A 13,336-nucleotide genomic window follows, 5' to 3' on the forward strand; every position below is an offset into this window, starting at 1 on the left:
TGCTACAACCCTATTACTTTTAAAGCCATCTACTTAATAGAGGGGGAGAGGAATATGGATTGATAAGCCAATCTAAATGTATATCAGTTTACTCCACCTATCCTTGCTCTCGAGAAGAAAAATCTGTTATCAGCAAAGCAATTTTTTCCTTGAGTTTCTTCCTTTTTACTACTTTCTTGCCATTCATGTGATTAGGTGAGGCTATGGAGAGTGATTTCTATGCTTCTAGCAATTTGATTATATGCTAATCATAAAGAATGCTTATTAATTTAAAGAAAAAGATGGGCAGGAGAGAAGCAGCAGGGACGCATAATTTTAGGGGAAATTCTAAATCTGCCCTTTTAACATAGCTAAAATAATGGATAAGAAAAATTTTAAAGTAAAAAGCTTAATCTCCTTTAATTTTAAAAATTATAAAAAGCCTAGTAAAGAGAGGGTGCCGCCTGACTGTATCACCAAAGCTTTTCCTTGTAAGGTTTTTTGTTGAATGATCCGTTGGGCTTCCTTAAAAAGTTTGGCATTATAGATAGGATCACACAGTACTCCTTCTGCTCGAGCTATTTCATGAATGTCTTTAAAGGTTTTTGCCGAGGTCGCCCCAAAAGATTTTGCTTGTTGGGGGCGACATAAAGAGAAATGCGTAGGCATCCGACAGGGTGATTTAACAAGTTTTTCAAAATATAGGTGATAACGTTTTAAATTATCTAAAAATTCATTTTCCTTGCCCGCCATTAAAACCACATGCACATGTGCTGAATGCTGTAAAAAAGCCAGGCCTACTATTAAGGCAATTGCAGTAAGGCCTGTTCCGCTATCCACAAAGATATGCTCGAAATGGATCTGTTCTTTAGCTTCATTATAAAGAATGTCTATAGGAAGTGTAAGCGCTCCTGGAAAAGATTCTGGCATGCATCCTCCTTCAGGAATGATGTAGATGCTTTGATGGCCCTGCAGATCTGCAAAGTGCAAAGCAGCTTTATAGACCTTTGGCCAATCTTGCCTTTCTATCCAATGAATTTGATCGTTAGGCACAAGTAGTTGGGTGAGAAGAGCATTACCTTTTAGCTTCTGTTGATAGCTTCTGCATAGAAAAAGAAATGGCTGTATTTGATTTTCAATCAAGAGCTGAGAAATACCTAATACATGATTTGAGTTAATCCCTCCAATGACAATGGCTGCCTTGGCTTTTTGATGAATCAAAAAGGTCATTAATGAGCTAAATTTTCTTGTTTTAGATCCCATGAGCCCAAGCTCGTCGTCTCGCTTAATATAACATTGAAGGTGGGAAGAGCTATAGCTTTTAAGTTTATGGATCCTTGAGTGCAAAGGAAAATCGAGCTTGATATATTGCTGTACCGTTTTTTCTAAAGTAAAGAGCATGAAGGGGGCCTTGTGAAATGTTTTTTAAGTTTAATTAGTGTAAGAAAAAAACTTAAATGTTATCAATATCGGATAACTGTTCATTTTTAAAAACATAACAAGTAAAAGTTTTTTAACCCATAGGAATGTTTATCTTCTTTTAATTACCTCTGCTCTTTTATCCCTCGCATTTCTTTTAGCTTAAAAAGCTTTTTCTTGGTTAGCTGCTCAAGCTCATATTTTACAATTAAAGGTTAACAAGAATTTTTCCTAAATTTTAGGCTTTCTTGAAAAACAAATGAATGCTCGTGTAAACTGGTCGGTCATAAGTAAGTTTCAACCTTGGAGCAGGGTGCAGGCAATAACTTCCTTTATAAAAAATTGCCTTTGCTGGCTAAGTTGTAAATGGCATTTTCTAGCATGTAGGTTAGGCTTATATCTTTTTTCAAATTGTTCATATAAATATGCCTATAATAATAAGCTTTTCAAATGCCTAAAGATTTAAATGCCAATCCTATGAAAGATTATCTCGTGGTAGTAGGTGGAGGAGCAGCAGGCTTTTTCGGAGCCATTGCCTGCGCTCAAGCTTGCATAGCCAAAAAAGTGATTCTTTTAGAAAAGAATAGACAGCTTTTATCTAAAGTGCGCATTTCAGGGGGTGGGCGCTGTAATGTCACGCATGCATGCTTTGACCCAGTAGCTTTAGTAAAAAATTATCCACGCGGAAGCCAAGCTTTGCTAGGTCCTTTCACTCGTTTTCAACCTCGAGATACTATTCAGTGGTTTAAAGACCGTCACGTGGAGTTAAAAGTAGAAGAGGATGGGCGCTTATTTCCTCTTACTGATGATTCTGCTACCATTATTGATTGTTTAATGCGTGCTGCCAAAGCTGCCCATGTAGAGGTTCGTACAGAGAGTGGGGTTGAAAAAATTGAGGTCCAAGCGGCAGGGTTTGTTATTCACCTTACGAATGGCTCATGGGTAGAGTGTAAAAAGTTATTGTTGGCTCCAGGCAGTAGCCCTAAAATGTATGAATTATTAACCGCTTTAGGACATCAGATTGTGCCTCCTGTGCCCTCATTATTTACTTTTAATGTTCCTACTTCTCCCTTGCTAGACCTTGCCGGCATGTCGATTTCTAATGTAGGCTTACGTATTCAGCAGACAGATCTTAAGCAAACAGGTCCTCTCTTGCTTACCCATTGGGGATTTAGTGGGCCAGCAGTATTAAAGCTGTCAGCTTGGGGGGCAAGAATCTTGCATGGTATGAATTATCAAGCTACCTTAGTAGCCAACTGGCTGCCAGAGATGAATAAAGAGGCCCTAGCAGCATGTTTAAGTAATTATAAAGTGAAAAATCCTGCCAAATTAATTTCTTCAGACAGTCCGGTAGCTCTTCCAAAAAATCTATGGAAAAAGCTTACTATTATGGCTGGAATCCCGTGTGACATGCGTTGTTCTTATCTATCAAAAGTTCATTTAAATGCATTGCTGGAATTGTTACAAAACTCTACTTTTAACATTCAAGGGAAAACAATTTTTAAAGAGGAGTTTGTGACTTGCGGGGGAGTGAATCTCGATGAAGTTAATTTCAAAACGATGGAAAGTAAAAAATGCCCTGGCTTATTCTTTGCGGGCGAAGTGCTAGATATTGACGGAATCACAGGGGGCTTTAACTTTCAGAATGCTTGGACAACGGGTTGGATTGCTGGCCAGGCGATGGCAAAAGATTAAATTTTTTGCATATTCTTCTTTATCTTGCAACTTAAGCTTTTTTATCGATCTCTAAGTCTCTTAAGGAAAAAAATACCTGCCATGGCTAAAAAGAAATAGGCTTAAGGGGTGGCAACGAAGCTACCACTTGGCTAAAGGGGGAAGCGAGCATAAAATAGCCTCAGGATTGCCTCCCGATTGAAATCCGAATTTTGTTCCTCGGTCATACATTAAATTAAATTCCACATAATGAGCGCGAGCTTCTAGCTGCTTTTCTTTTTCTTCAACAGAATAAGGAAGAGATACGCGTTTTATGTAGATAGGAAGGATAGCTGCTAAAAATTGTTTGCCTACCGTTTGCCATAGGTGTAAATCTTTCTCGTAATCGCCGCTGTTATAATGGTCAAAAAAAATGCCTCCCACTCCACGTTCTTTATGACGATGGGGAATATAAAAGTACTCGCGAGCATTTTGCGAAAAAAGAGGATATAGACTAGGATCGATAGAGTTTAGAAACTCTTGAGTTGTTTGATGAAAATGCCCCGTATCCTCAGCATAGCTAAAGCCCATGGGCGTTAAATCAAAGCCTCCTCCAAACCATGATTTTTCTTGCGTTTCGATGTAGCGAATGTTCATATGGACAGTAGGTGCATGCGGGTTGACCATGTGAGTAATCAAGCTTACTCCTGTAGCAAAGAAAGGCCCCGAGCTTTCGCTCATAGGAAAATGAGGTCCATAGACTCCCGACCAGTTAACGGCTGCTTTTTCAAAAACTTCTCCTCGTAAAATAGAGATTTCGCCCCCTCCTCCTGTGGGATGTTGCCATGGTTTCCTTGTAAAACGCTTACTGTTTTCCAATTTTTCAAAAGCGATAATGATCTCATCTCTCAAGTGTTTAAGAAAATGGATTAAAGAGGAGTGTCTATTGCTGGAGGATTCATTATGCATATAAATTCATAGGTTTTTTGATTAGCCTTTAAAAAAGAGCTTGGTATTTTTTACATACATTACGGCAAAAGAGTGCTTTTTGCCTACAATAATAGGAAATGTTTGCAAAGTAATAGAGAAACAAGAGAGGTGTTTTTATTTTTAAGAACAGAAATTGGCAAGAGCTGAAAGTTTATACTCTCCTAAAAAACTCCCGGCTCCTCACTCAGCGGAGGCTTATTTTAGTTAAGGAGCCGCCGGAGTTAATCTAAATGCTTTAGAAGTCCCGACCGCTAGGTATTTATTTTGTGAAGAGCATAGGCTACTTGTATCTATTATAAATAGCTGGCTATCAAAAGAATGGCCTGTTTATTTAAGGTAAATAGAAGTATCTCTGAAGATTTATCTTCAGCGTGCTCTAAAAAGTTTTTTTGTTAGGCTAGAGAAACGAGCAAAATGAATCAAGGCCGCCTATAAATATAGATTTTAGTAGAATAAAGATCGGCAACCTCTATAATTTGTTCAGCCTTCCAAGAAGGAACAGCGAAGGTATGGGTGACTACCCATGCCCCTTGAGGTAATTCTTTTTCAAATTTACTTTTTAATTTTTGCATGGCTAGAGGATATAGATAGCAGATAATCATCTTAGCATCCATAAGGTTAGCTTTAAAAAAATCATGATAGCGAAGATGTAAATGAGGTGAGCGCGAAAAGAAATGGCGCATTAGGCAAAAGAAATAAGGGATAGGAGAGCTTTCGTAAGCTAGAACCGTACATTGAGGATATTTGTGAGCAAGCGGGAATGCTAAAGTTCCCCATCCTGCGCCTAGTTCATAAATAAGGCCTTTTTCCTGCAATGGCAGATTGTCCATCAAGATCTGTTTTACAGGAGGAGAGGTAGGCATAGGACCGATACCATTTTTTATTGACCAGCCAATAATTAAAATGAAAAGAAGGAGTAGCAAAGGTAGTAAGAAAATCATAAAACATTTTATCGAGCGTTTAATTATCTATAGTGCTTAAGTAGGGAAGAAAAAGCAAGCAGCTAGCTGTAAAATAGGCAAATATTTTTCCTGCTTCTTTAGCAGATTGCCATATTTGCTGTAGATTCATAAATGCTTATTTTGCTATGCATGGCTATTTTCTTTTACGGCTATTAGCTTGATATTGGATGGGCTTTCTGCTCAAAAAAGAATAGGTTTGTCACTCAAAAAAAAGGAGTGAGGTTTATGATAGAGCTTAAGGGTGAGAAGGCTCAGCTGGCGATTAAAAATCTTATAGAAATGTGTGGAAAATCTTCTGATACGTTCGAAGCAGAGCTTGTCACGCAGATGATTGAAACGAGCCTTAAGCTACTTATCGAGAATAATGATACCGGGCAATTAAAACTTATTAATCGCTCCTTAAAGGAGATGCGGTATGCTTATCGCATCTTTAGTAAATTTAAGCAGTCGCGTTGTATCAGTATTTTTGGATCAGCACGCACCCCCGAAAATCATCCTGATTATTTTGCAGCCAAAAGCTTTAGCAATCAAATTGCAGAACTAGGCTGGATGTGCATTACAGGAGGAGCTGATGGAATTATGAAAGCAGGCTTAGAAGGTTCTCAGAAAAAGTCAAGCTTTGGTCTTTCTATTCGCCTGCCTTTTGAGGCACCCACTAATACTGTTATTGCAGGCGATCCTAAATTAATCGTTTTTCGTTATTTCTTCATACGCAAATTAATGTTCCTAACTCATTCAGATGCAGTAGCTGTTTTTCCTGGGGGATTTGGGACAATGGACGAATTGTTTGAATTGCTAACGCTTATGCAAACAGGAAAAGCAAATTTAATGCCTTTAGTCCTAGTTGAAAGTAAAAATGGAGTCTATTGGCCCCATTGGAAAATGAATATCGATAAGCATTTGTTAGCTAATGGCTGGATTAGCCCTGAAGATCTTAATCTTTTTTACATTGCTCGCTCGGTTGAAGATGCCGTTTTACATGTTCAACAGTTTTACCGTCATTATCATTCTTGTCGTTATGTAGGTTCACAGCTTGTCATACGTCTAAATAGGGAGCTAACAGATCGGCAAGTAGAGCATCTAAATAAGCATTATCAAGTTCTGGTGGCCGAAGGCAAGATGGAGAAAAGCGGGCCATTACCCCAGGAAATAGATCACTTAAGTTTACCGCGTCTGGTTTTTCAGCATACCCATCGCGATTTTGGAATCTTGCGAGCAATGATCGATACACTCAATACTTTCTAAAGGAAAAGAGAAGGGGTTGTTAAACACAACCCCTTCTGCGGCTTTTTGAGAAAGTAAATAGTTTTATTATCTATTTTCTCGGCGAGCTAGGCCGCCTTTACGGCCCATTTCCCTATACTCTTCGCGAGAACGATGAGAGGCTGTAGCTAAGCCGCCTTTACGACCGGCTTCCTGGCGGCTCATCTTGCCACTACCTTGGTGGCTATACTCTTCCTCGCCTTCCTCTTCATCACTTTCGTCGTGATGCGCTTCAGCACCTTGGTGCTGACCTCTTTGGCTATAGCCATGGCTTGCACCCCTTTGGCTTCTATAACCTTCATCTTCCTCTTCGTAATCCTCATCGGATTCATAGCCTGGATGAGATTCCTCGCCGTGATGGCCACTTTGATAGCGACCATGGCTTTCACCACCGTGGCCTCTATAGCCTTCATCTTCGTCTTCATAATCCTCATCGGTTTCATAGCCTTGATGAGATTCCTCGCCGTGAGAGCCAGCTCTTTGATAGCGACCATGGCTTTCACCTCGGTGGCCTCTATAACCTTCATCCTCCTCTTCATAATCTTCATCAGATTCATGGCCTTCCTCATAGCCCCCACGTGCATGGCCTCCTTTGCTGCCAATTTCACGATAATATTCAGGACCATATTTAGAAGAGACGGCACGACCACCTTTTCGGCCAATTTCGCGATAAAAGTCAGGGCCATACTCTTCGGCGACCCTTTGTCCGCCTTTATGACCAATATCATGATAGAATTCAGGTCCACGTTCGGAGGCTACCTTTTCTCCTCCTTTGTGGCCAATTTCACGATAAAAGTCAGGACCATATTTAGAAGAGACGGCACGGCCGCCTTTTCGGCCAATTTCGCGATAAAAATCAGGGCCATACTCTTCAGCGACCCTTTGTCCGCCTTTATGACCAATATCTTGATAGAATTCATGTCCACGTTCGGAAGCTACTTTTTCTCCTCCTTTGTGGCCAATTTCACGATAAAAGTCAGGACCATATTTAGAAGCGACGGCACGGCCACCTTTTCGGCCAATTTCGCGATAAAAGTCAGGGCCATACTCTTCGGCGACCCTCTGTCCGCCTTTATGACCAATATCTTGATAGAATTCATGTCTACGTTCGGAAGCTACTTTTTCTCCTCCTTTGTGGCCAATTTCACGATAAAAGTCAGGACCGTATTTGGAAGCGACGGCACGGCCACCTTTTCGGCCAATGTCGCGATAAAAGTCAGGACCATACTCTTCGGCGACCCTTTGTCCGCCTCGATGACCAATATCTTGATAGAACTCATGTCCACGTTCGGAAGCTACCTTTTCTCCTCCTCTGTGGCCAATGTCGCGATAAAAGTCAGGGCCGTATTTGGAAGCTACAGCTTGGCCACCTTTATGTCCAATTTCTTGGTAAAACTCTGGCCCATATTTTTCCGAGACAGCTCTGCCGCCTCTTTGGCCTGCTTCTTGGCGGCTCATAGGCTCTTGATGGCTACGGCCACCGCGTCCACCACGATCAGAAGAACTTCTACCTGAACGAGCTTCAGCTCCTTTTTGGCCTGCTTCTTGGCGAGTCGCTCCAGACGATTTTCTAGTAGGCATAATAACCTCCTTCATATGTTAGTAAAAGGACACTGACAGGTGATAAGAGATGTTGAGTGCTTGCTAGAACGCTTGCTAATTTGAAAGTTCGATTGTGAGGGTTTCCAGGTGTAATTTTCAGTTCTCATATTCGTTATAATAGAATAGAGCTTGTAGTATCACCTTATGACTTGGATTATGAAAAGATAAGAATTTGATGACAAGCAGGAATTTCATCTTCGCGAAGCAAAAAGCCAAAAAAAGAAAAAATTAGAGTGTTAAACACTTAAAGTTAAGGACTTAAGTTTAAACAAAAAAAAGTGATTTTTTTTACAGACGTTAAAATTTGCTTGTTTAAATATGCATATAAGCCTGCTTTTTAAGCGAGCCTAGAGCCAAAAAATATGATAAGCATGGATTAAACGGTCTTAAATATTATACTTCTGCCTCTGTACCCTTTTCTCATTAGCTTCTTAAGCCATTTATAAATAAAAAAAAACAGAGAATTAAATTAATTTTTTACTCTTTTAGACTAGCTTATTCAGCTTTGTAGATTCCTTCTCTAGCAGGTTATAAGATTACAGATATACTCATTTCTCTTCCTGGCTTGCAAGGGAGCTTGTGGTAGCTTCTGAAGGTCAAAGCTTAGTTTGCACGAAAAGCCAAAGCAAGTCCAAAGAAGAGAGGATAGCTTTCTATAAGCTTAGCCATACTCTTTCATGCTCTTTATCAGGTTTTTTAGTTATTGTTAAAAAATCAAAGGTGGCGGCAAGCCTCAATGAATGCTATTGCATCCAAATTTATTGCATGCTTTTTAAGCTCATCTTTTAAGAAGTATTGAAAGGGACGCCCAGCAAATGGAGGAACAGCTTGGAGGAGTAATCATCTAATAAGTAACAGGTTTTTAGATAAATTGGGAAGCCTTATGGCTATAAAGTTTCTTATCTTAAATGGCTCTTGCTTGGCTGCTGGCTTCTGATGATAAATTAAGAGTTTGGAAGGATGGTTTTTTTTAAGTTGTAGCTGTGTTTAAATCTTTTTCGGCTTTATTAAGTCTTCCATCTTATAAACCCTTGCTTTTATCTTAAATATTTATAAAGTAAAGATGATTAGAAGAGCGAAATGAAGGGGAAGACTCTTACCAAGGAAGTTACCTGGCTTAACATATCCTACAAATGGCTCTTTCTCAAAACTTTTAAAATTTAATTCATTTTTTAAACTTTTGGAAAGCAGTCTTATTAATTCTTTCATGAGCAAATCAAAAGATAAATGTAGGGCGGTTGAGAGACAGAAAAAGGATATAGAATAAATGTAAGGAAGGATTGAATAAAAATGTATACTTATACTCTAAAAGTTGAGTAAAATGTGTGTTTTTTAAAGACCCTTAAGACGGTCGGTAAATACAGATTAAAATTTGCTTCAACATATACTATTTTATGCTTGCAATGTGAGTTAAAAAACTTGTATATGAACGCTCAACTGTAACAAAAGAGTGTTTAATGAAATGTCCTTTTTGCCATCATCGTGAGCTTAAGGTTATCGATTCGCGCGATGCTGCTGAACTAAATGCTATTCGGCGTAGAAGGGAATGCTTAGGATGCTTAAGAAGGTTTACTACTTTTGAGACAGTAGAACTCACGGTACAAGTGCATAAACGTGATGGGCATTACGAAGATTTTCAACAGCAAAAACTCGTGAATGGTTTAGAGGCGGCATGCCGTCATACCACTATTAGTCATGATCATGTCATTGCTTTGGCTGCTGAAATTAGTGAGGAACTCTCGCAACGTCAGGTGCATGTCGTGAGTACTAAGGAACTTGGCGAAATAGCCATGAAGCATTTACAAGCATTAGATGAGATTGCTTATATTCGATTTGCTTGTGTATATAAGCGATTTAAAGATATTGAAGAACTTATGCAAGCAATTAAAACCATTCAACCTAAAGAAAGTTTAAATAAAAGTTCCCAGGCTTGTTCGGCGAGAAAGCCTTTAACGGAAATTCTAAAAAATTAAATAGTTATATTTTAAAAGGAGGTCCCTATGGGATTAAAGAAAAATGATGTCGCCCATTTCAAAAAGAAGCTAGAGGAGATGCGCGCTCAGCTAACCCATATCTTGAAAGGTTCGACTGCTGAGGTTAAAACTCCTGATGAAGCTACAGGTTATTCTCAGCATCAAGCAGATCAAGGTACGGATGATTTTGACAGAACCATTAGCCTTGAAGTAACTAGCCGAGAATACCATATTCTTCGACAAATCGAAAGAGCATTGGAAAAAATTGATGAAAACACTTATGGAATTTGCGATCTTACTGGCGAAGAGATACCGTTAGCTCGTCTAGAAGCGGTTCCTTATGCTACTATGACTGTAAAAGCGCAGGAGCAGCTGGAGAAAGGTTTAATTTGAGCATGATTAAGTATTTTACCATTTGTTTATCATGGCAGATGCTAGCTTTCATTGGATGTAGTGCTTTGATGGTAGACATCGTTACAAAATACCTTACTTATTACTACTTACCTATTTCCAATCATTTGTTGCTATGGTATCCTTATGGAGGAATAGGACTATTTAAAGACTTCCTAGGAATTGAATTTTCTATCACTCATGCCATTAACCATGGCGCTGCCTGGGGAATGTTTGCTGAGCTAAAAGACTTTTTGCTAGTCTTGCGCCTCTTCATGATTGGGGGATTGATAGGTTATTCTCTTTTTTATAATCGAAATAAAAGCTGGCGGCTACCTCTTCTATTAATTGTCGTAGGGGCGGCAGGAAATGTTATCGATACCTTTGTCTATGGGCATGTGATAGATATGTTTCATTTCGTTTTCTGGGGGTATGATTTTCCTGTCTTTAACGTAGCCGACTCCTGCATTACAGTAGGCGTAGCCTGGCTATTAATTAGCTCACTTTTTGAAAGAGAAAAAATCCACCCTATAACCTGATGCTATGCTTAGTGTAAAATCTAGTCCTGAGCCTTATCAAGCCTCTAAATGGCTTTCTGTAGCTATGCTGATTGAGGAAGCTGAAATACAGGCTCTTTTTCAAGCTCTAGGAGATTTTAAAATTTTTTCCATAGGAAGGGTAGAAGAAAGTGGAGAAGGACAAATTTCTCATGAAGTTTTTCTGTCTAATTATAATCATTACCTTCACTTACTTAAAAGTAGGCAAACTCATGAAATGGAGCACTTTCGTTCCTTCTTTACTTCTGTGCTGACTTTTTCTGCAGATTATTTATATGCTTTGTCAATAGGCAACGATCGCCAGCTCATACGCATTGCAAAGCCAGTCGTGCAGCTGCAGCTGCATACCCTCGATTATTCGGTAGCTGATAATAAATTCCGTTCGATGGTGTTAGGAAAAGAGCCGGTTTCATGGGGGCTGCAGTTTTCATATCCCCAACTTTATCAAGATCCTCAAACACATGCCATCTATAAAGTAGGAGAGGCTTATACTAATACAGCTTTGTTTCGATTGATTCAACAATGGCAAAGAAAATATACGGTCCCCACCCCTTTCTTAGTTAAAGAAAAATTGATAAACGTGCCTATGCGCATAGGAAAAGAATGTTTTTCCTGGATCAATCAACATCCCCAGCTAGAAAGCAGAGGTTTGCAGGTCCAACTTCCTTCCCCTACGAAAATCCCCTGAATAAAAAAGCCGGATAAAAGCCAGCTTTTTAAAGGCTAGGCTGAGAAGGTCTTTTGCTAAATAGCCAGCGCTTAAAATAAGCTTTCTTAAGCTGGCAGAGGGGTAACGATCAATGAAAAAAGAAGCTTTTTAAACCGATAAAAAGTAGAGGCTACTATAGATAATTTATTGCTTGATAGTGTATATTAGCACCTATGAAAAATTGCATGAATACTTATTATTTAATAGATAGTGGAAACGGTTACAAATTAGAACAATTTGGTCCTTATACAATATCAAGGCCATGCTCACAAGCAGTATGGGAGCCACGTCTTTCTCAAGAAAGCTGGGATAATGCCCATGCTTTTTTTTCTCGAGAAGGACAAAACAAATGGACTTTTCGGAAAGAAAAGCTCCCAGATGTGTGGCAGATCAAAGTGGCAGATATAGTTTTCAAAATCTCTCCAACAGATTTTGGCCATCTAGGGATTTTTCCTGAGCAAAAAGCTTTTTGGAAGTGGATTCAAAGCAGGGGTATTAAAGGTAAGCGTGTGTTAAATTTATTTGCCTACTCAGGTGGCTCAACTCTTGCAGCTGCGCAGGCTGGAGCAGAAGTGTGCCATTTAGATGCTTCCAAAGGAATGGTAGCCTGGGCCCGTGAAAATGCTGCTTTAAATCAACTTGAAAAGACTCCTATTCGTTGGATTATTGATGATGTTTTCAAGTTTTTGGGACGGGAATTAAGACGCGGGTCCCGCTATGATGCCATTATTCTCGATCCTCCTAGCTTCGGCAGAGGGGCTAATGGAGAGGTTTTTAAAATTGAGGAGGAAATCAACAAGCTCTTAAGAAGTTGCCGAGAGCTGCTCACCCCCAAACCCTTGTTCATCTTGTTCTCTTGCCATACTCCCGGCTTTTCTCCTTTAGTTATGAAGCATCTTCTCCATCAAAACTTAGAAGGACTTTCCGGAACGATTGATGAAGGAGAGATGTTATTAGAAGGCTGTGCCGAAACCTTTCCTATTCCTAGTGGAACTTTTGCAAGGTGGCAATATGCAGAGTAAAGTCCTTACGTTAACCAGCTTACAAAACGCTCGTGTTAAGCAAGTGATTGGCCTTCGTGAGCGCCGGGTACGTGATAAGTCCGCGCAATTCATTATTGAGGGATATCGAGAAATTTTACGTGCTCATGAAGCGGGATATAAAATTGATAGTCTTTTTTATTGCCAGGAACTGTTTTTAGGAGAAAATGAAAAGCCTTTGATCGACTCTTTAAGTAGTAAAGGAGCTCAGCTTTTTCATTGCTGGGAAAATATTTTTCGGAAAATGTCGTATCGTGATCGTCCCGACGGATTAATTGCTATCGCTGCTCAACAGCGGCGAGGGCTAGATCAGTTATCAAGCTTGATTAAAAAAAATGCTCATTCTCCTCTTTTAGTGGTGGCAGAAGCTATTGAAAAGCCTGGTAATCTAGGTACCATTTTACGTTCATCCGATGCTGTTCATCTCGATGCCTTGATTGTTTGCGATAAATGTACAGATATTTATAATCCTAATGTAGTACGTGCTAGCGTAGGGACTTTGTTTACTGTCCCCGTGATAGAAAGCAAAGGCCATGAAACCATTCATTGGTTAAAAAAGCATAACATCTCTATTGTTGCTGCTACTCCTAGCGCTAAGTTAGAATATACACAAGCCGACTTAAAACAACCGGTAGCTATTGCTGTTGGCACCGAGCAGCTAGGTCTATCAGAGGCGTGGATGCAGCAGGCTAATATCCAGGTAAAAATTCCTATGCTTGGGGTAGCCGATTCTCTGAATGTAGCTATGGCCACTACCTTACTTTTATATGAAGCTTTACGTCAACGACAAGGGTAAGTC

12 protein-coding genes are annotated in these 13,336 nt (G+C 39.6%); 8 read left to right on the plus strand and 4 right to left on the minus strand.

Features of this window, described 5'->3' with window-relative positions:
- Positions 1-411: 411 nt before the first annotated feature.
- Positions 412-1,380, minus strand: a complete 969-nt coding sequence (locus NEOC65_RS08300) for a pyridoxal-phosphate dependent enzyme (protein ID WP_213156239.1) — start codon at positions 1,378-1,380, stop codon at positions 412-414.
- Between the two features lie 468 nt (positions 1,381-1,848).
- Between NEOC65_RS08300 and NEOC65_RS08305 the strand changes: the two genes are divergently transcribed.
- Positions 1,849-3,093, plus strand: a complete 1,245-nt coding sequence (locus tag NEOC65_RS08305; RefSeq protein WP_249299135.1) for a BaiN/RdsA family NAD(P)/FAD-dependent oxidoreductase — start codon at positions 1,849-1,851, stop codon at positions 3,091-3,093.
- 120 nt (positions 3,094-3,213) lie between these two features.
- Here the strand turns inward: NEOC65_RS08305 and hemF are convergent, their stop codons facing one another.
- Complete coding sequence (gene hemF / locus NEOC65_RS08310; protein ID WP_213152101.1) at positions 3,214-4,020, minus strand: oxygen-dependent coproporphyrinogen oxidase; 807 nt, start codon at positions 4,018-4,020, stop codon at positions 3,214-3,216.
- 440 nt (positions 4,021-4,460) lie between these two features.
- Positions 4,461-4,904: a class I SAM-dependent methyltransferase gene (locus NEOC65_RS08315; RefSeq protein WP_166154565.1), complete on the minus strand. Its 444-nt coding sequence runs from the start codon at positions 4,902-4,904 to the stop codon at positions 4,461-4,463.
- 324 nt (positions 4,905-5,228) lie between these two features.
- Here NEOC65_RS08315 and NEOC65_RS08320 point away from each other — a divergent pair, with 324 nt between their 5' ends.
- The gene (locus tag NEOC65_RS08320; RefSeq protein ID WP_213156240.1) at positions 5,229-6,248 is read left to right on the plus strand and encodes an LOG family protein; all 1,020 of its coding nucleotides are present in this window, start codon (positions 5,229-5,231) and stop codon (positions 6,246-6,248) included.
- A gap of 66 nt (positions 6,249-6,314) precedes the next feature.
- On the opposite strand, the gene NEOC65_RS08325 is transcribed toward NEOC65_RS08320, so the two are convergent.
- On the minus strand, positions 6,315-7,847 hold the full coding sequence (locus NEOC65_RS08325) for a KGG domain-containing protein (protein ID WP_213156241.1): 1,533 nt from the start codon (positions 7,845-7,847) through the stop codon (positions 6,315-6,317).
- 1,478 nt (positions 7,848-9,325) lie between these two features.
- Between NEOC65_RS08325 and nrdR the strand changes: the two genes are divergently transcribed.
- The 6 genes from nrdR to NEOC65_RS08355 all read left to right on the plus strand — a co-directional run bounded on the left by nrdR (position 9,326) and on the right by NEOC65_RS08355 (position 13,333).
- Positions 9,326-9,841, plus strand: coding sequence for a transcriptional regulator NrdR (gene nrdR, locus NEOC65_RS08330; protein ID WP_213156242.1), 516 nt, complete (start codon positions 9,326-9,328; stop codon positions 9,839-9,841).
- Between the two features lie 27 nt (positions 9,842-9,868).
- Positions 9,869-10,234, plus strand: a complete 366-nt coding sequence (locus NEOC65_RS08335; protein WP_166154541.1) for a TraR/DksA family transcriptional regulator — start codon at positions 9,869-9,871, stop codon at positions 10,232-10,234.
- A 2-nt stretch (positions 10,235-10,236) separates the two neighbouring features.
- Positions 10,237-10,770: a signal peptidase II gene (gene lspA / locus NEOC65_RS08340; protein ID WP_166154543.1), complete on the plus strand. Its 534-nt coding sequence runs from the start codon at positions 10,237-10,239 to the stop codon at positions 10,768-10,770.
- A gap of 4 nt (positions 10,771-10,774) precedes the next feature.
- Positions 10,775-11,476, plus strand: a complete 702-nt coding sequence (locus NEOC65_RS08345) for a hypothetical protein (protein WP_213156243.1) — start codon at positions 10,775-10,777, stop codon at positions 11,474-11,476.
- Positions 11,477-11,682: 206 nt separating this feature from the next.
- Positions 11,683-12,519, plus strand: coding sequence for a class I SAM-dependent methyltransferase (locus NEOC65_RS08350; RefSeq protein ID WP_213156244.1), 837 nt, complete (start codon positions 11,683-11,685; stop codon positions 12,517-12,519).
- On the plus strand, positions 12,509-13,333 hold the full coding sequence (locus NEOC65_RS08355; RefSeq protein WP_166154549.1) for a TrmH family RNA methyltransferase: 825 nt from the start codon (positions 12,509-12,511) through the stop codon (positions 13,331-13,333). The genes NEOC65_RS08350 and NEOC65_RS08355 overlap by 11 nt, the downstream gene beginning before the upstream one ends.
- Positions 13,334-13,336: the final 3 nt, after the last annotated feature.

The organism is Neochlamydia sp. AcF65, from assembly GCF_018342435.1.
Lineage (GTDB): Bacteria > Chlamydiota > Chlamydiia > Chlamydiales > Parachlamydiaceae > Neochlamydia.